This is a genomic window from Nitrospirota bacterium (assembly GCA_030645475.1).
In the GTDB taxonomy this organism is placed as follows: Bacteria; Nitrospirota; Nitrospiria; order Nitrospirales; family Nitrospiraceae; genus Palsa-1315.
The window spans coordinates 1-18,190 of sequence record JAUSMA010000071.1 but is presented as its reverse complement, the minus strand read 5'-3'; the positions used below and the strand labels follow the sequence as shown (position 1 = coordinate 18,190).

19 protein-coding genes are annotated in these 18,190 nt (G+C 57.0%); 8 read left to right on the top strand and 11 right to left on the bottom strand.

Annotated elements, in window-relative coordinates:
* The first annotated feature begins 28 nt into the window (after positions 1 to 28).
* Genes Q7U76_17865 through cysE form a run of 4 tightly spaced genes read left to right on the top strand, consistent with a single transcriptional unit; the run spans position 29 to position 2,917 of the window.
* Positions 29 to 1,054 (top strand): TRAM domain-containing protein, encoded by a 1,026-nt coding sequence (locus tag Q7U76_17865; GenBank protein ID MDO8358247.1) that lies wholly within the window; start codon positions 29 to 31, stop codon positions 1,052 to 1,054.
* A complete protein-coding gene (gene ispD, locus Q7U76_17860) occupies positions 1,047 to 1,748 on the top strand; it encodes a 2-C-methyl-D-erythritol 4-phosphate cytidylyltransferase (GenBank protein ID MDO8358246.1) in 702 nt (233 codons plus the stop codon). The genes Q7U76_17865 and ispD overlap by 8 nt, the downstream gene beginning before the upstream one ends.
* 14 nt (positions 1,749 to 1,762) lie before the next feature.
* On the top strand, positions 1,763 to 2,245 hold the full coding sequence (ispF, locus tag Q7U76_17855; protein MDO8358245.1) for a 2-C-methyl-D-erythritol 2,4-cyclodiphosphate synthase: 483 nt from the start codon (positions 1,763 to 1,765) through the stop codon (positions 2,243 to 2,245).
* Between the two features lie 21 nt (positions 2,246 to 2,266).
* Complete coding sequence (cysE, locus tag Q7U76_17850) at positions 2,267 to 2,917, top strand: serine O-acetyltransferase (GenBank protein ID MDO8358244.1); 651 nt, start codon at positions 2,267 to 2,269, stop codon at positions 2,915 to 2,917.
* A gap of 289 nt (positions 2,918 to 3,206) precedes the next feature.
* On the opposite strand, the gene Q7U76_17845 is transcribed toward cysE, so the two are convergent.
* From Q7U76_17845 to Q7U76_17835, 3 genes are all read right to left on the bottom strand, one after another.
* Positions 3,207 to 3,506, bottom strand: coding sequence for a PsiF family protein (locus Q7U76_17845; GenBank protein MDO8358243.1), 300 nt, complete (start codon positions 3,504 to 3,506; stop codon positions 3,207 to 3,209).
* 204 nt (positions 3,507 to 3,710) lie between these two features.
* Complete coding sequence (gene truA, locus Q7U76_17840; protein MDO8358242.1) at positions 3,711 to 4,448, bottom strand: tRNA pseudouridine(38-40) synthase TruA; 738 nt, start codon at positions 4,446 to 4,448, stop codon at positions 3,711 to 3,713.
* A gap of 28 nt (positions 4,449 to 4,476) precedes the next feature.
* Positions 4,477 to 5,760 (bottom strand): N-acetylmuramoyl-L-alanine amidase, encoded by a 1,284-nt coding sequence (locus Q7U76_17835; protein MDO8358241.1) that lies wholly within the window; start codon positions 5,758 to 5,760, stop codon positions 4,477 to 4,479.
* A gap of 132 nt (positions 5,761 to 5,892) precedes the next feature.
* On the opposite strand from Q7U76_17835, the gene Q7U76_17830 reads away from it, so the two are divergent.
* The gene (locus Q7U76_17830) at positions 5,893 to 6,426 is read left to right on the top strand and encodes an NYN domain-containing protein (protein MDO8358240.1); all 534 of its coding nucleotides are present in this window, start codon (positions 5,893 to 5,895) and stop codon (positions 6,424 to 6,426) included.
* Here Q7U76_17830 and Q7U76_17825 read toward each other — a convergent pair.
* The 3 genes from Q7U76_17825 to Q7U76_17815 all read right to left on the bottom strand — a co-directional run bounded on the left by Q7U76_17825 (position 6,413) and on the right by Q7U76_17815 (position 8,889).
* Positions 6,413 to 7,192, bottom strand: a complete 780-nt coding sequence (locus Q7U76_17825; protein ID MDO8358239.1) for a TatD family hydrolase — start codon at positions 7,190 to 7,192, stop codon at positions 6,413 to 6,415. The genes Q7U76_17830 and Q7U76_17825 overlap by 14 nt on opposite strands.
* Positions 7,193 to 7,438: 246 nt before the next feature.
* Positions 7,439 to 8,497, bottom strand: a complete 1,059-nt coding sequence (locus tag Q7U76_17820; GenBank protein ID MDO8358238.1) for a 3-deoxy-7-phosphoheptulonate synthase — start codon at positions 8,495 to 8,497, stop codon at positions 7,439 to 7,441.
* Positions 8,498 to 8,736: 239 nt separating this feature from the next.
* Positions 8,737 to 8,889, bottom strand: coding sequence for a hypothetical protein (locus Q7U76_17815; protein MDO8358237.1), 153 nt, complete (start codon positions 8,887 to 8,889; stop codon positions 8,737 to 8,739).
* 241 nt (positions 8,890 to 9,130) lie between these two features.
* On the opposite strand from Q7U76_17815, the gene Q7U76_17810 reads away from it, so the two are divergent.
* The 3 genes from Q7U76_17810 (at position 9,131) to Q7U76_17800 (ending at position 12,790) form a co-directional block, all read left to right on the top strand.
* Entirely contained in the window at positions 9,131 to 11,551 is a 2,421-nt protein-coding gene (locus tag Q7U76_17810; GenBank protein ID MDO8358236.1) for a TonB-dependent receptor, read from the top strand.
* A 150-nt stretch (positions 11,552 to 11,701) separates the two neighbouring features.
* Positions 11,702 to 12,133 carry an energy transducer TonB gene (locus tag Q7U76_17805; GenBank protein ID MDO8358235.1) on the top strand — a complete coding sequence of 144 codons (432 nt, stop codon included), beginning with the start codon at positions 11,702 to 11,704 and terminating at the stop codon, positions 12,131 to 12,133.
* Between the two features lie 102 nt (positions 12,134 to 12,235).
* Positions 12,236 to 12,790 carry a phosphatase PAP2 family protein gene (locus Q7U76_17800; protein ID MDO8358234.1) on the top strand — a complete coding sequence of 185 codons (555 nt, stop codon included), beginning with the start codon at positions 12,236 to 12,238 and terminating at the stop codon, positions 12,788 to 12,790.
* Here the strand turns inward: Q7U76_17800 and Q7U76_17795 are convergent.
* The 5 genes from Q7U76_17795 to metG all read right to left on the bottom strand — a co-directional run.
* The gene (locus Q7U76_17795) at positions 12,787 to 13,758 is read right to left on the bottom strand and encodes a GTP-binding protein (GenBank protein MDO8358233.1); all 972 of its coding nucleotides are present in this window, start codon (positions 13,756 to 13,758) and stop codon (positions 12,787 to 12,789) included. The two genes, Q7U76_17800 and Q7U76_17795, sit on opposite strands and share 4 nt — an antisense overlap.
* Before the next feature lie 69 nt (positions 13,759 to 13,827).
* A complete protein-coding gene (locus Q7U76_17790) occupies positions 13,828 to 14,772 on the bottom strand; it encodes a cation diffusion facilitator family transporter (protein MDO8358232.1) in 945 nt (314 codons plus the stop codon).
* A 64-nt stretch (positions 14,773 to 14,836) separates the two neighbouring features.
* Positions 14,837 to 15,508, bottom strand: a complete 672-nt coding sequence (locus tag Q7U76_17785) for a class I SAM-dependent methyltransferase (GenBank protein ID MDO8358231.1) — start codon at positions 15,506 to 15,508, stop codon at positions 14,837 to 14,839.
* Complete coding sequence (locus tag Q7U76_17780; protein ID MDO8358230.1) at positions 15,505 to 16,371, bottom strand: hypothetical protein; 867 nt, start codon at positions 16,369 to 16,371, stop codon at positions 15,505 to 15,507. Before Q7U76_17780 ends, Q7U76_17785 begins: the two co-directional genes overlap by 4 nt.
* Positions 16,368 to 18,190, bottom strand: a 1,823-nt coding sequence (gene metG / locus Q7U76_17775) for a methionine--tRNA ligase (protein ID MDO8358229.1), incomplete at its 5' end; no start/stop codon positions are given. The genes metG and Q7U76_17780, both read right to left, overlap by 4 nt.

Genomic DNA, 18,190 nt, shown 5'->3' with positions numbered 1-18,190 from the left:
GGCAGGACATGTGCCGGGAGGTGAAGGTATGGTATCGCGAGCCATATTCGTCCTTCTCAGTGCCTTGGCCGGGATGGTGCTGTTTCTGAGAGCCGAGCCGGCCAATGCGTCCTATTGGTTGTACGGAGTCGGCATCGGAGCTCTCACGGGAGGGCTCATCGTCGCCGGAGAGTACGCGTTACGCAACTTATCATTCGGCATTATTGTGGGAGGAACAGGCGGCTTAGCCGTCGGGCTGTTGCTCACCGGATTAGTCGAATGGGTCGGCGGTGAGATCTTCGATGTTCAAACCTTCCTGTTTCATATCGGCGGGCTGGTGTTTCTTCTCGGGCTGCCCTACTTAGGGCTCGTGCTCGGCGCGCGGTTCGGGAAGGAGAAGTTTCCGAGCTCAGAGCAGAAGTTCTTCGAATTATCGGGTTCGACCGTCTGTCCCAAAGTGCTGGATACCAGCGTAATTATCGATGGGCGGGCGGCGGACCTCTGTGAAACCGGATTTCTTGAAGGTACCTTTCTCGTGCCGCATTTCATCCTGGACGAACTCCAGCACATTGCCGACTCGTCCGATTCACTGAAGCGCGCTCGAGGCCGGCGCGGACTCGACATCCTCAACAAGATTCAAAAGATGGTCGGCGTCGATGTCCGGATCATCGACGAGGATTTTCCTCATATTAAAGAAGTCGATGCAAAGTTGGTCGTGCTGGCAAAAAAGATGAATGCGAAAATCATCACCAATGATTTGAATCTGAATAAAGTGGCCGAGCTGCAAGGGGTGCGTGTCCTGAACATCAACGAACTCTGCAACGCACTCCGTCCTGCCGTCTTGCCCGGAGAGACCATCCGGGTGTTTGTGTTGAAGGAAGGGAAGGAAGCCGGCCAGGGAGTGGCCTATCTGGACGACGGCACGATGATCGTCGTCGATAATGCCCGACGCTCGATTGGACGGAATGTGGATGTCGTCGTAACCAGCGTGCTGCAAACGACCGCAGGACGCATGATCTTTACCCGCCTGAAGGAAGACACCGAGCGAGAGGAGTTACAAGTCGCTCGTGGATAAACGCGTTGTGGCGGTCGTTCCTGCAGCCGGCAAAGGGCTGCGGATGGGTGGCGCCGTTCCCAAGCAATTTCTTTCCTTGGGCGGTGAGCCCATTGTGGTGCATTCCCTTCGGGCGCTCCAATCTGCTGCCTGTATCCACGACATTATTCTTGCCGTGCCGTCAGCCGATCTCGACTATTGCCGCAACGATCTCGTGGTTCGGTACGGATTCTCTAAGGTCACCAAGGTTGTGCCGGGTGGCAAGGAGCGCCAGGACTCGGTTCGGCTTGGGTTGGAGCATGTGCCTGAGGAGACCGAGATCGTGCTCGTGCACGATGCGGTTCGGCCATTTGTCACGGTGGCAATGATCGAGGCCGTCGTGGCGGCAGCCCGTCAACATGGGGGGGCCATCATTGCGCTCCCCATGCGGGATACCGTCAAACAGGTCGGGTCAGACCATCTCATCCAGCGAACGGTTGATCGGCAACCTCTCTGGCTGGCTCAGACGCCGCAGGCCTTTCGAATGGATTGGCTGCGAGAGGCGCATCGAAAGGCCAAGGTGGAAGGGGTGCCAGCCACCGACGACGCATTTCTGTTCGAGTGGATGGGCCACTCAGTGGTGGTCGTCGAGGGAAGTGGAGAAAATATCAAAGTGACGCGGCCGGAAGACATGGTGATTGGCGAAGCCATTCTCTTGTCCCGAGCTGCCGTGTGATCTGGAGGGCTGGCATGACGAAGATTCGTGTGGGGTGCGGGTACGATGTGCACCCGCTTGGCGCAGGGCGAAAATTAATCTTGGGCGGGGTCGAAGTCCCACATTCGAAAGGCCTATTGGGACATTCCGATTCCGACGTGCTCGTGCATGCGGTCTGCGATGCCCTGCTCGGCGCGATGGGGGAAGGCGATCTGGGCCGACATTACCCGAGTTCCGATCAGAAGTACAAGGGGATTTCCAGCCTGAAGCTGCTTGAAGATGTGATGGGGAAGCTGGCGAAGAAGGGCTATCGGGTGGTGAATGTCGATACGATCATTGTGGCACAGGCTCCCCGGTTGAGCGCGTTTCTGGCTGCCATGCAACAGCAGATGGCGCAGGTGATGGGAATTGAGCCCGATCTGGTGAACGTCAAAGTGAAGAGCGGCGAGGGTCTCGATGCCGTGGGGCGCGAGGAGGGCATGCAGGCCCATGCGGTCTGTTTGATTGAGGCCTTGTGATCGTCGTAGGATAGACGCGCCATGCTGAAAGACATTCGACAGGACCTGCAAGCCGTATTCGATCGGGACCCTGCGGCCACGAGCCGCCTTGAGGTCATTTTTACCTATGCCGGATTTCATGCGCTCCTCATCTACCGCATCGCTCATTGGCTGAAGGTTCATAATGTTCCATTTGTTCCACGAGCCTTGTCCCAGTTGGCACGTTGGCTCACCGGCATTGAAATTCACCCCTCGGCCAAGATCGGTACTGGCTTTTTCATCGATCATGGGATGGGTGTCGTCATCGGCGAGACGGCTGAGGTCGGAGACTACGTGACCCTGTTTCAAGGCGTGACACTCGGTGGAACGGGCAAGGAGCGTGGGAAGCGACATCCGACGGTGGGGAATCATGTCGTCGTCGGAGCCGGGGCCAAGATTCTCGGTGGGATTACGATCGGCGACAATGTGAAGATCGGCGCCAATTCGGTTGTGCTGAAAAACGTCGCGGCGAACTCTACTGTTATTGGTGTGCCGGCCCGTGTGATTAAAACGCAAGGCGAGCGGCTACCAGACGCCACCATGGACCACATCAACCTCCCTGACCCCATTAGCGACCGACTATTAGCACTCGAACAAGAGCTGATCGACCTTCGTGCGAAGCTGGAGAATCAAGAGTCCCCCCGCCTGTTTTAGCAGAATGCTGAAGCAGGCCGCCACTAGGGAAACGCTGAACGGTGAGTGATGAGCGATGAATAACATCCGATTCGCACTTCAGCATTCTGCGTTCATCGTTCAGTTGTGCACTCGCTGCGGCCTTGCTGGACGAACTGTTTGAGGATCCCGCAAACCAAAACCCCACCAAAATGAAATGTAGTACGCTTCGGTCAATCACTGCGGCGAGGCGTGCTTTTATGTGAGATGGTGCTTGCTGAGGAACGATGGCGCGGTCCAGGTGGACCGCGCCGGATAGTGAGATGCCGAGTTAGTTTGAGAGACAGGTGCTCATAAACTTCTTTCGCTCTTCGCCCTTGAGGTTCTGCTCGCCCGCTTCTTTGTTGCAGGTCTTCATCTTATTCTGCTGAGTCCCACCTGCCTTCTCCGCTTTTGCCGGTTTTGCCGAGAGGCATTCTTTCATAAACGCCTTTCGCTCATCGCCTTTCCCTTCTCCCAATCCCTTGGCCGTCGCTTCTGCATTACACGTTTTCATTTTGTTTTGCTGAGCCGGCGCCGCGAAGGCAAACGGCGCGATGCACAGTCCTGACACAAAGAGGGATACCACCATGAGGCTGGCTGTCTTCGTCATATGCATCTCCTTTGGTGAAAGTGGGGGGCGAAAAGAACTGAGGTAGCATAGCAAATGCGTAGAGGTCTGTCTTCGGGAATATGAGGCATACTCCCTAGGTCAGGCGAAAGGGATGGGCTGGAGGATGGGGAGGAGACAGACAGAAGAAATGTCTTCCCTCTCGCCCCTTGCCAGGTGTCCAGGCTAATCATAATCCACGTGCATGAGACAGAGACCATGGGGCGGAGCAGTTCGGCCTGCAGCAGACCGGTCTCTGGCCCTCAGGACCTCCGGGAGACTGTCGGGGGTCCGTTTACCCAGCCCCACGTCGACGACCGTTCCAACCATCGCGCGAACCATGTGCTTCAGAAACCGGTCGGCATAGGCTTCAATCAGAATCTGGTCGCCTTGGCGAATGACTGAGAGTCGCTGCAGATGACAGATGGGGTTGGTGTTGTCCGTCAGGCTACCCTCGAAAGAAGAAAAGTCCTGTGTCCCGATCAGAGTGGTGGCAGCCTGTCGCATGGCTGCCTCATCCAGCGGTCGGTAGATGTGCCAGACAAACGCACGGTCGATGGTGGGTTTGGCTGAACGGTGGAGGATACGATAGGTATAGAGCTTACCGCGTGCGCTATGTTGCGCATGAAAGTGGTCGTCCATGATGGCGGATGAGCGAACGGCAATGTCTTTCGGCAACACGGCATTGAGCGCTCGCATCCAGTTGGTTGCCGTCCATTCCAGTCCCGTACGAAAACTGGCGACCTGTCCAATCGCATGGACGCCGGAGTCGGTGCGGCCTGCGCCGATCACGGAGACCGTGGCTTGACTAACTTGTTGTATGGCCTGTTCGATGGCCGCTTGGATCGTGGGTTGGTCTGGCTGGCGCTGCCAACCGGCGTAGCTGGTTCCGTCGTATTCAAGGACTAACTTTACGGTAGGCATGGAGGTCGCAGCGAAGGCGGCGCGGAGATCATCGTTCGGACAGCTTTGCAGAGGTGAGGAACGATTTCACGCCTACTTCCAGCGCTTCCGCCACACGTGTGGTGAAGAGGTTGGATCGGAGCAGCTCCTCTTCAGACGCATTCGAGATAAAGGCGATTTCTGCCAGGATGCTGGGCATGCTGGTGTAGCGGAGCACGTAGAATGGTGCCGTCTTCACGCCGTGGTCGACGAGGGGATAGTGACCGTTCAGGTTCGTCACCATGGCCTCCTTGGCCGTCCAGGCGAGTTCGAGTGATTCTTCGATCTTCTTTGCCGTCAAGAGATCGGCCACGAGATATTCCCATCCCACTCCGGTGCTGTTCAGCGGGGTGCCATTTTCACGGGCCGCGACTTCGAGCGCCCGTTGATCCTTGGCCTGCCCGAAGTGGTAGATCTCAATCCCTTTCACGGAGCGTTGGGGGTGCGAATTGACATGTATCGAGAGGAAGAGATCGGCATCCTGACCATTGGCAAACTTTGCCCGGTCTTCCAATTCAATGAACTGGTCTCGTTCACGGGTCATGAGCACGTGGATTCCTGCATGCTTGCTCAAGAGATCGCGCAGTTTCAACCCGACTTTGAGGGTAATGTCTTTTTCTTCCGTTCCACGCTGCCCATGGGCGCCAGGGTCTTTTCCCCCATGTCCGGGATCGATCACGATGGTCTTGAAAGACTTGGTTCGTGGCTGAACCGGTTGAATGGGAGCGGGAAGCGGAGGGGCCTGCTCTATCGGTGGCTCGATCGCTTGAGTCGGCAGAGTTTCTCTGGGCGGCACGACATCGATGACGAGCCGTGGAGGATTGGCGAGCGTGGTGACGGTATAGCTATGGAATAAGCCTGCCGGGAGAGAGACTTCAACCGATCGTTGAGATGATTGCGTGATGATAAATAGCTTTGCCAGCCTGCCGGTTGCAATCTTCGTCTTCGCTGAAGGACTCAAGGTAGAGTTTGGAATCGTGATGGTCACTCCTTCAGCCTGGAGGAGGGGATGCTTGCTGGGACGAGCCTTCGCGTCGAGATCGAGGACAAGTCTCGTCAATCCCGGTGAGCTGGCCGTTCGGAGGTTGCGAATCGTCGTCAGACTGGGGAGGCGTGGCGCCAGTCGTACTTGAGAGGACTGCGCCCGTTTGGCCTTCGACGGAGATTCATGCTGGGCCTCACTCGATGCCGCAATGGCATGATCTGGCTGGCACAGAGTGAGGGCAAGACTTGGGAGGGCGGAGAGTCCAACCAGGAGGGAGAGAGAGAGGCTGCGCCACAGGGCTGATCGCATGGGTATTTACTGCTTGTGAAGGGATATAGAGTTTTTTCTCAGATGCGTGGGTCGTTGTCAAGGGGATTGGCTATCCAGGCGGGTGTTGGAGCCGATTGACAGCCGGCTATACCAGCAGTAGGGTCACAGATCATGGCACTTCACTTGATCGTGGACGGCTACAATCTTCTGGCTCAGACTGGCCGGATCAGTGGCGGAGCAAGCTTGCATTCTGAAATGGCTCGCGAGGCCTTTTTGCGCGACTTGGCGGCCTATCGCCAACGGAAGTCTCATGCGATTACCGTGGTCTTCGATGGGTGGCAGCAGGGCTGGGGGACGGAACGGCGTGAGCATCGGCTGGGGCTTGAAGTTATTTTCTCTCGGCGCGGAGAGAAAGCTGATCAGGTGATCCAGCGTCTGGCAGCTGAATTCGGGTCCGATTGCGCGGTGGTGAGTTCTGATCGTGAGATCGTCGAATTTGCGAGGGCCCAGGGGGCCTTTGTGATGAAGGCTCAGGAGTTTGTCGTGAAACTGCAGAGTTCGTCGAGTGTATCCGGTGCATCCTTGCACAAAGAATTGGATACGGGGGAGGATCTACGACCGAAGCGAGGTCCGGAAAAGCGAGGGAATCCCCGAAAGTTGCCCAAGGCTCAGCGGCAGCGCAGCCGGCAGCTCAAGCGATTTTGAACAGGCGTTTCGCGTTGTCGGTCGTGATGCGCCCGATGGTGTCGACCGACATGCCCGGCACATCGGCATGCAGCTCCGCCAGCTTGTGCGCAATGAAGGACACATAGGCCGGTTCGTTTCGTTTCCCTCGGTGCGGGATCGGTGTCAGGTAAGGGCAGTCGGTTTCAATGAGCAGCCGGTCCAATGGGGCCGTCTTTGCGATGTCTCGGAGCATTGTCGCGCTCTGAAATGTGAGAATGCCGGAGAACGAGAGGTAGAATCCTAAATCCAGCGCATCCTTCGCCAGCCAGGCATCCCCTGAGAAACAGTGAAATACCCCGCCGATCTCTGACGCTTTCTCTTCTTTCAAAATTGTAACCGTATCGTCCTGGGCCTCTCTGGTGTGAATGATCACCGGGAGTTTCAGCTCGCGTGCGAGCTGGATCTGTTCGCGGAATCGCGTGCGCTGTTCTTCAGGTGAGGAGTGATTGTAGTGGTAGTCGAGGCCGATCTCGCCATAGGCAACCACTTTGTTGCTCTGAGCCAGTCGACGAAACTCGTCATACCAACCATCGAGAATATGCTTCACTTCATGCGGATGGACGCCGATGGAGGCATAGACGGAGAGGTGTTGTTCGGCCAGCGTCACGGCAGCCTGGCTGGTCGCCAGATCGCAGCCGATGGTGACGAAGGCCTCGACGCCGGCTTCCCTGGCGCGGGCGATCATCGCCTCACGATCATCATTGTAGCGGGCATCGTCCAGATGGGTATGGGTATCGAAGAGCATGTGGGTCTTTATCAGGATGCTGAAAAAGACCGCCAGCTTCGTTCTCGGCTCATCGAAATCCCCAACGTACCCCTGAGGGTACGCCTCCGGTTTTGACTCGCCTGGGGCCTTGCTGGACAGCCTTTTTGAGCATCCTGTGGTTACTGTGGCATCAATACTGTACGAAATATTCTCGCATATGTTTCGTGCGCACCGAGTTTACTCGCAACCTGCTAGTGGGGGATTAGGCTGAAGACTGAAGTCGCGTTACGCGGATTTGGTCACGATCATGTCAGCCAGTTCGTTCAGCAGGGACTCTGTTTCGTCCCAGCCGAGGCAGGCATCGGTAATGGAAACTCCGTGGGTCAGGGCAATGCCCTGCTTCCAGGTTTGTTTGCCTGGATTCAGATTGCTTTCCAGCATCAGCCCCATGATGGATTGGCGGCCTTCCCGGAATTGCTTGATCACATCTCGGGCGACGAGGGCTTGGCGCTGATGATCTTTGCTGGAGTTGTCGTGCGAGCAGTCAATCATAACGGGGCGGGCGATGCCTTCCCCTGCCACGGCCGCTTCGGCTTTGGCCACATGCTCGGCGTCGTAATTGGTTTTTCCTCCACCGCCGCGGAGGACGATGTGCCGGTCTGGGTTGCCCGCCGTCTTGATAATCGACGTTTGTCCCTCGGCATTAATGCCGAGGAAGTGGTGTGGCGCGCGCGCTGATGTCATGGCATTGACCGCGACTTGCAAGCTGCCTTCCGTACCATTTTTAAAACCGACCGGCATCGATACGCCACTGGCGATTTCCCGATGGGTTTGACTTTCCGTGGTGCGGGCCCCGATGGCGGTCCAGCTGATCAGATCGGCGATGTATTGGGGGCTGATGGGGTCGAGCAATTCGGTCGCGCAGGGCATGCCGGCTTGATTGATCTTCAGCAAAATCGTTCTGGCGAGTTCCATGCCGGTCGCAATATCGCAGGTGCCGTCCAGGTGAGGGTCGTTGATGAGACCTTTCCAGCCGACCGTCGTTCGAGGTTTCTCGAAGTAGGTGCGCATCACGATCAGGAGTTGATCGCGCAGAGCGTTGGCGACAGGTTTCAGCTTGGCGGCATATTCATAGGCGGCTTCCGGGTCATGGATCGAGCAGGGACCGACAATGACGAGCAGGCGCTCACGGTCTTGTCCATGCAAGATATTCCGGATGGCCTTTCTGGTCTCCACCACGAGTGCAGCGGCCTGATCGGTAATCGGGAGCTTGGCTTTGATCTCGCGCGGGGAAGGCAGCGGTTTGATTTCAATGATATGTTGGTTATCGAGAGGTCTCTGCATGGTTCCGCCTTTTCACCTGGGAGGCATCTCTATGGCCCGGAGTCCAAGGGGTAGAAGTATGAGCGTTGGAAGAGGTAAATATAGCGAATATTCAACAAAATATCCACAGGATGAGGCATTTGACGCAGTCGAACCTGGAAAGGTGCCTGAAGTCCGTCGTTTGACAAGCTGCGAATGCCTATGATACTTAGCTCGCCCCGATGACTATCCCTACGTCCATACTACGTTTGCCTAGCATCCTACGGGGTACTGTGGCGATCGGCCTTGTCCTGCTTTTGCTGGCGATTGCTCCCTTTGCCGTGGCGCAGGACGTTCATCACGAGTTGGCGGCGGCCGACCACGATGGGCACGAGCACTCCGATACCGACCTCTGTCAGTGGGTGCAGCATCACACATCAGGCTCTCTCGATGTCGGCGCCCCGCTCCTCACAGCCTGTGAACTCGTTAAGACATTCGAGTTTCCGGCTGACTCAGTTCTTCTTTCTTTCGAACTATCCACTCCCGGTCCTTCTCGCGCTCCTCCCTGCAGCTAATCACAGTCGATTCACTCTGCACCATCCTTCGACGGCTGTCGTCTATTAGCCCGTTCAGGGGGTGGGGCGTCTTATTTTCATGTGATTGCTGGAGGACTTCATGCGACCTATCGGTTGGCATTTCATTACTCGTGCGGTCTGTCTCTGTGCTTGTCTCACGTTTGTTCATCAGGGTCATGTCGTCGCGGCTGAGCCCAATGTGATCACCGGATCTGTCCAGAATCAGGATCTTCGGCGAGTGGGGCAGGTGCTCGTCGAGGTGAAGGATCAAGAAGGATCGTTGGTGACGACCGGCCTGTCGAACGATGCCGGTGAGTTCAGCATTCCCGTTCCTGCCGATGGCACCTATTCGCTTAGCGCCGTGCAAGATACCTATCGCAGCGAATATATCGTCCTGAAGATCGGGACCGAGGTTCCCAGCCCCATTACCTTAACCCTGTCCAAGACGAGGGAGATCGCACTTGAAGTGCGGTCATCTCTGGCTCCGATTCAATATAAGGCGTCGAGCGAGACCTATTCGATCAGCCGAAAGGACATCGAAGAATTGCCGCGCGGCAACAATGTCGAGTTGCACGATGTGCTGGCCACGATCCCGAGTGCCGCCTATGGCGCGCTTAAGCAGGTCCATATCAGGCAGGAGCATGCCAATATTCAGCTCCGAATCGATGGCGTGCCGATTCCTGATACCGTGTCCAGCGCCTTCTCCGATGTGATTTCGCCGCGGGCCTGGGAACGGGCCGACATCATTCTCGGCGGCATGGAGGCGCAGTATGGGAACAGGACGGCTGCGGTCCTGGACATTACCACGAAGAGCGGCACCAAGCCCGGGTTCGGATCCGCGCAAATGTTCGGCGGGTCGAACAACACGGTCAATCCGTCGTTCGAATATGGAGGCACGATCGGTGAGAAGTTCCGGTTCTATGTGTTGAATAGTTATACGTCGACGAATCGCGGGATCGAGCCGCCGACGCTGGGCCATTCCATTTTTCACGGGCAAAGCGAGCGGAATCAGACATTCATTCGCGGTGATTATCAGCAGAGCAACTCGAACAACTTCTCGTGGGTATTTTTGAACTCCGTCGCGAAATATCAAATTCCCACGTCCCCGAACGGAGCACTCGATCCCAGCGGGACGATCGTGCCGCTCCTCCAAGCGAGCCGGCCAGGATTCACCCCGGTGGCCTCTCAGGCCATCGACGAAAATCAGACCGAACATAATCAATATGGCCACATGGTGTGGCGGCACGATGTGAATAGCAGCAACTTCTTCAGCCTCTCCGGATATGTTCGCCATACGAGAGCGACCTTTCGGACGGATCCCTACAACGTACTCTCCTATACAGCCGATCCAACTGCATCGTTTTCTGCCGGGAGCCAGGATCGGAATGCCTATTCGAGCGGAGTTCGGCTGGATCACACCTACATTTCAAGCAAGGAGCATGTGGTCAAAGCCGGATTTCAGGTCGATCGGACGCAGGCTGTGAATAAGACGAGACTCTTCACCTTTGCGGATGACGGGGCGGGCAATCCGACTGGAGATGTGCTGAGTCTGAACGCGGACAATCGGCTTATTGGCTGGCGCCAGGAATTCTGGATTCAAGATCAGTGGAGCCCGAACGATCGCTGGACGTTCAATCTCGGCGTACGAGGAGATGCCGTGCAATATCTTCGAAACGAAGGGCAGGTCAGTCCGCGGGTCGGAGTCACCTACAAGGCCGATCGGGCCAACGTGTTCCATGCCTTTTACGGACGTCAGTTTACGCCTCCGAACCTCGAAGCCATTTCCTTTGCGAAACTCAATACGACCGGCACGAAGGCGGCGCCGGAAGATACGACGAATAATACGGTTCGAGCAGAACGGGCCCATTACTTCGAGGTCGGCAGCTACCACGGTCTCTCTCGTTGGGCGACGCTGGAATTGACCGGGTACTACAAGCTTGCCAATTTTCTGGCGGATGCGGGCCAGTTCGGCACTACGCCCTTGTTGAATTACTTCGCCTTCGAACGGGGCTGGACCAGAGGCATCGATGGAGCCTTGAAGCTTCAACTCATGGACAATGTGACGGCCCGAGGCAATGTGGCTTGGGGGCAATGTAAAGGGTATGGACTGCAATCAGGACATTTCCTGCTCGAAGCGGCCGAGATTCACGACATCAATTCAAAGGGCGGGATAAATTGCGATCACCAACAGACCCTGACGAGTTCGGCCGTGGTCGCCTATCGCTTCTTGGAGCGGACGACTCTTACGGGCCAGATGTTGTTTTCGTCGGGGTTGCGGACATCGGAAGAAGGCGGCAAGACCAATTCGACCCATAGCCCCTCGTACACGACCTATAACATGTCCCTGACGCACGTGATTCCGCTTCCCTGGGATGGGCAGAAGTTTCTCGTCGGGTTCGATGTGGTGAATTTGTTGGATCAGAAGTATTTCATCAATCAGGGGGAGGGGAATATCGGACTGGGTGTCTCGCATGCTGGGATGCCGAGGTCGTTCTTTTTCCGCGGCCAGTGGTTCTTCTAGCCGGATGCTGAAACGGGCCATCAACTGCGTTCTCGTCTCGCACGAATCCTCAACGTACCCCAAAGGGTACGTTGAGGATTCGTGCGTCGCCTGCGGCCTTGTTGCCTGGCCCGTTTGAGCATCCGGCATTCAATAGGGTAGGATGCGCACATGATGAAACTATTTCTTGCGATATCCTTCGCGGTAATTTTGGCCTGGCCTGTCGCTGCGTTTGCGGTGGCCGGTGACGAGGCGACGCATGCGGACGACCATCATGAAGATGTGCTGGAGCTGCCTGAGGTCCATGTGCATGGTCTTCCGCTCAACAAGGACCAGCAGCTTGGACCGGTTCCGAAAGCCACCCCATGGCCGGCTATTCCGCCGGCCTTGGACGGAAAAGAACTCGACGATTGGATGAAGGCCCGCATGTTGGTCTCCAAAGATGCGACGGTGACAGTCGTAGTGTTGGAGCCGGCCAAACATCGGGAACTGACCATCGCCGGGATGGCTGCGCTGAAGAAGTGGACTTTCGATCCCCAGATGAAAGGTGATGAGCCGGTTGATGGGGAACTGACCGTGCGTATTCACTTTCGAACGAGATAAGTGCTGGAAGGCTAGGGGCATGAGGCATGTGGCGAAAGGAAATCAAGTGAAGCAGGCAATCCCTCTCGCCTCTCGCCTCATGCCTCTGGCCGCCGGTACCCTATGAGCTGGGACGAATCTTTCTTCCGCGCCATCAATGGCCTCGCCGGTCAGTCTGCCTGGGTCGACCAAGTCGCACTCTCTCTTTCCAACTCAAGTCTGTTGTGGGCTCCCTGCATCCTGTTGGTCTGTTATTGGTTGTGGCTGTCCTGGCGCGAGGTGGTCCTGGGTGCGCCGGTCCTGGCTGCGACGATTGGGATCGCCGATTTTCTCGGTGCCCGCCTGAAGCATCTGGTGGCGCGGCCTCGCCCCTGTATGTCGCTGCTGGACATTCAGCATGTGGAAGCCGCTTGCGGAAAAGTGTTCAGCTTCCCCTCGAACCACGCGATCAATACCGCGGTCGCCGCGGCGTTCTTGCAGGTCCTCTATCCTCGTTCAGGCTGGGTCAGTTGGCCGTTGGTCGGGCTGATCGGTCTGTCGCGTGTGTATATCGGCGCCCACTACGTGACGGATGTGCTGGGAGGCTGGGTAATCGGGGGATCGCTCGGGGCCGGTGTCGCCTGGCTGCTTCTTCTCTACTCCCCTCTTCGTTCTTCACGGGAAAAACCTGCCGTCTAATCTCCTGTGTTCTTCTGGTTTTCCAGACAGCGCAAGAGTTCTGCTTGGCAGCGTTCCTGATCGTACCCTCGTCCAATCAACACAATCGCATGGTTCGGTTCGTCGAGTAGGGTGATCGGCGCAATGGTAGCGTTGCCTGGCGGAGCATATTGAAACTCTTGGAGCTCAGGCCCCTTGGCAAAGCGGAAGAAGCCTTTCGCCCGTTCAAGTTCAGGGGGGAGGGTCTTCATCCAGCTCAGGAATCGTACAAGGTTCAACGGGCCTGGCAGTCGAACAGTCGTGGCGATGGGATGATACGAGGCCCGCTTGTTCGTCGCGGATGATCGCGGTACGCCAAACTCCACATTCACTGTCGGGGCTGGGGATATCCGCGTGATCGGTTCGAGCAGCGCTGAGGGATCGACTCGGGCATGGCTGGTTTCCCAGACCCGCGCGTAGGGGTTCTGGTTGACGATTGCGGCCTTGAAATTCTCCCAATGGCCGGCGACGTAGAGATCTTTTTTGTTGAGGATCAGTTCGTCTGCGCAGCGGATTGCCTGGGAGGTGACGAAGGCTCCCATACTTTCCCGATCGGTGGGGATGGGATGCAGGAGGGCGATGACTCTTTCCAAATGTGCGAGCCTCGCGGTGTAGAGATCGGTGACGCCATCGATGACTTCGGCTGGGTCGGCCATGCCGGAGCATTCGAGGATGATCACATCCGATTCATATTCCCGCACCAGTTGGGCGATCCCCCAGGACAAGTCTTCTTTCGTGTCGCAGCAGACGCAGCCGCCGGCGAGGTTCATGACTTGTTCGGCGATGGTGCCTGCGCGAGGGCCGTCGATGCTCACCTCGCCGGCTTCGTTCATCAAGACGCCGGCTCGCTTGCCTTGGCTTTTCCAATGTTCAAGGAGCCTCATCAAGAGCGTGGTTTTTCCCGCGCCGAGAGAGCCGCAGAGGATATAGAAGGGGATGGACATATTCATTCCTGGTTATCGAACGGCCCCACGGACATCGTGGTTTGCATTCTACCGGTCACAAGGATTCTGAACAACTCAATGCTGGTGGGTGAGGGCTTCGAGCTCAGGATGCTGCGCGGCGAGTTTGGTTAGGTCGCAATGGACGTCGTCGGGATCGCAGCAATGCGTTTCCAATTGAATCGTCATGTGTTTGATCCCGAAATCGGAGGTAATCCGGTCGTGGATCGATCGCAGGAGCGCGTTCGTCAGGGTGGAATCATCGCCGTCGGTCAGCACATGGCAGGTGAGCATGATGAGGCGGGGCTCTACGGCCCAGATATGGAGATCATGCACATTCTTCACGCCGGGCAGGGACTCGATCGTCGTGGCGACGTGGGACGCACTGATCGTGGGCGGCGTGGATTCCAGGAGCACATCGAGGGATTCTTTGAACAGCGGCCAGGCTCCATGGAGAATGGCGCCGACCACGAGGAGACTGATGAGCGGATCGAGCACCGTCCAGCCCGTCAGCATGATTGCGCCGCCGCTCAGTACGACACCGAGCGAGACCCAGGCATCGCCCAGCATGTGCCAAAAGGCGCTGCGGATGTTTAGGTCGTCTTTCGCGCCATGCTGGAGCAGCAAGGCGATGCTGAGATTGGCCACAAAGCTCATGGCAGCAATGCTCATGATCCACCCGCCATCGACGGGGACCGGATGCAGTAACCGCTTGAGTCCTACGAGGGTAATGCCGATCGCCGTCAGCAGCAGGATAAACGAGTTGAGAAATGCGGCAATCACGCCGGCGCGGTGATAGCCGAACGTGCGCGTTTCGCTGGCCGGCTGCCTGGTGAGGATGTGGGCATACAGCGCCAGAAAGAGCGAGCCCTGATCGACGAGATTGTGTCCCGCGTCGCTCATGAGACCGACGCTGTCGAGCAGGAAGCCGCCGATGAACTCGGCGGTGATGACCAGGGCATTCAGCCCGAGCGAGAGATACAGACGCGAGCGCAGATGTTCGAAGGAGACGAGAGAACTCATGGACTAGTGTCGCATGGCCCATGAGACAGGGCAAGCATCCGGGCGAGTTGGAAATGGTGGTGCACTACTTTGTCGATTGAGCTGCGGTGAACTCCAGGAAATATTGGCGTGGCAGGAAATTATGCTCCCGGTCGAGCCGATATCCTGCGTCGGTCAGTTCTTTGACGATGGTCTCACGAGAGACGAGGTGATGTTTGGGGAATCCAAGCTCGCCTGATCGGTCATCGGGGTAGAAATCGATAATGCTGATGCGGGCTCCTGGCTTGAGCGACGATGCGAGGTTGTGGAAATATTTGGAGCGGTCCTCAAGATGATGGATGGTGTTGCAGACGAAGAGGAGATCGACGGATTCGAACGGCAGCTTGGGATTATCCGGCTGCGCGAGGATGAACTCCGCGGTGTAGGCGGTGTGCATGTGGATGACGTTCTCTTTGGCATAGGCCAGCATCTCCGGCTCGACATCGACGGCATAGACCATTCCGGTTTCGGTGACCGCTTCGATGAAGCGTCGTGTGAAGTAACCTGACCCTGAGCCAAGATCGGCGACTGCCATGCCGGGTTTCAGCCTGAGCGCCTCGATCACCTGGGCCGGTTTCTGGTCGCGATCGCGCTCGGTACTATCGAGGTGCTCCAGGTATTGTTTGATATCGTCGGGGCGACGGTGCTGGTCTTGGGCCAGCGCTGGCCCGGCAAGGAGCACGTAGAGGCCGACCAGGAGGATGACGTTCTTGTTCATGGTTGCCGGCTCCTCGGTGGCACACGTTCGCTGAGCACGGGAAATTTTGCTTGGCCGATACCGAAATTTCCGTTCGCGGGATCAGCCGCTACGACGCGCAGGGTGATCCCGTCCGGGGCGTCGTTCGGGAGGGGGACGAAAAACGGGGCTTCGAAGCGCGCCCGATCGCTGTTGTAGAACAACTGGAGCCGTTCGAGGACCCGCTCTCCGATCATCAGCTCGCCGTAGATGTGGACCTTTCGCGAGTCCCAGTCTCCATGCGGACGAACGAGCGCTCCGGACAGGGTCCGGACTGAGGCGCGCAGGATCACATCGTTTCTCGCGATCAACGACTCACCTGGTTGAGGATGTTCGATTTGGACGATGTAGCCGTAGAGGTGGAGGACGATCCCGTCGTTGGTCATGTCTTGCCCGGGCACGAGCCATACGGTCGTCGACGCGCGCTGGGACGATGCGGGGTAGGCGAGGGGGCCTTCCGCGGTCACCTCAACCAGCGTGGGACGGAGCAGGTCGAAGGTCGCGGTGAAGGCTGCGGCCGGCCTAGAGCTATAGTGGGGCTCCTCCATGAGGCGTGGCGTTCGCATGATTTGATTCTGGTCGCCGGCATCGCCCTGCTGAATGCCGGTGGCCAGGATCTGTTTGGTGGCCACGTCGGTGATCGTAACCCGGGCGTTTCCAACTTCGCGGCCGAGAACCATCGATCCACGGCTCACCACGCGGACCAGGATGGTCGTCGATTGTGGTTCGTTCAGACGGAGGTCGGGGGGCGGGTCGCTTTTAGCCGAAATCGCCGTGCAGGGGAGGGGCATCAGCACAGCACTGCAGAGAAACAGCAATCTGATTGTGGCAACTGCCGGGGTCATTTCACCTTGGTGCCGGGATCAACTTCCTCAAGGATGGTGGCCAAGCCACGGACTTCGCTGTCGCCTGCGGCCAGGACCATGCCTTGCGATTCGATGCCCATGAGCTTCGCCGGCTTGAGGTTGGCGACGATGATGATCATTTTCCCGATCAGGGCTTCGGGCTCGTATTTCTTTCCGATGCCAGCGACGATCTGCCGCTGTTCGCTGCCGACAGACACTTGAAGCTTCAGCAGCTTTTCCGACTTCGGGACACGCTCTGCACTGATGACCTTCGCGGTCTTGAGCTGAATCTTCATGAAGTCATCGATGGTGATCTGAGCCGGTGCAGCCGGGGCTGAAGCGGCGGCTGCTAGGGGCGCGACTTGTGCTGCTGCAGTGGCCGAGGCAGGCGCCGCTACTGTTGGCTGCGGGGGAATCGCTGTGTCGCTCACGGTTTTGGCTCCTTGTGGTTTTGATTCGATACGGGGGAAGAGGCCGGGGCCTTTGTAGATGTTGACCTCCGCAAGAGGCGTGTCCCATTCATAGGCTGTAGGTAGTATCGGTTTTGAGAAATCGAATGACAGGCCGAGTTGTTGGGCAAGTTGTCCCGCCGTGTGGGGCATGTAGGGATACATGAGTACAGAGAGCAAGCGTAGCGCTTTCGATGTCGTATTCAGCACGGTGTTGATGCGTGGTTGGTCCTCAGGATTCTTTGCGAGTTTCCAGGGTGCAGCCTTATCGATGTATTCGTCGCAGAGGCCGATGAGCTCCCAGATGGCCTGGAGGTTTTCGCGAAAGGCGAGCGTGCGATACCCCTGATCGATTCGTTCGGGAAGGCCCGTCGCTGTGGCGGCGATTCTGGCTTCAAGCTCTGGAAGGGCCGGCGTCCCAATCGCGGGAATGGTTCCGTGGGCGAACCGTTCAATCATCGTCAATGTCCGGCTCAACAGATTGCCGATTCCATTAGCCAGGTCACTGTTGATGTTGGTCACCATCGCAGATTGCGAAAAATCGCCATCCTGTCCGAACGGTACCTCTTTAAATAAGAAGTAACGGAACGCGTCGGCGCCGAACTCATCGATCATCTTGTTGGGATCGACGACGTTGCCGCGGCTCTTCGACATCTTTTCGCCATCGACCGTCCACCAGCCATGCGCAAAGATCGTCTCCGGTAGGGGGAGGTTTAGCGCCATGAGCATCGTGGACCAATAGACGGCGTGGGTGGTGAGAATGTCTTTCCCGACGAGATGAACCGAGGCAGGCCAATATCGACTCTGCGACGGAGCCGGAGGAAGATATTCTAATCCGGAGACATAATTGACCAAGGCGTCGAACCAGACATAGGTGACGAAGTTTTCATCGAACGGTAATGGAATTCCCCATGAAAGCCTGTTTTTGGGCCTTGAGATGCAGAGGTCTCCGAGAGTGTTGTTCCTCAGAAATCCGAGAACCTCATTTCTCCTTGTGTCCGGGAGTATGTAGGAGGGGGTCTCTTCGATATATTTGATGAGCCTTTCCTGATATTTCGACATGAGGAAAAAATAGTTCTCTTCATGTATCCGGTCAACAGGCCTGCCGCAGTCGGGACAGTTGCCTTCCACTATGTCCTTTTCAGTCCAGAAACGCTCATCAGGAGTGCAGTACCAGCCGGAGTATTCCCTTTTTTCAATCTCTCCCCTGTCCCAGAGCATCTGAAGAAGTCCCTGCACACTCTTGATGTGTGCGTCGTCGGTTGTCCGGATAAATGCGTCATTGGATATGTTCAGCCTTTTCCAGAGATTTCTGAAATTGTCCACCATGATGTCTGCATGTTCCTTCGGGGTGCGTTTCTTTTCCGCGG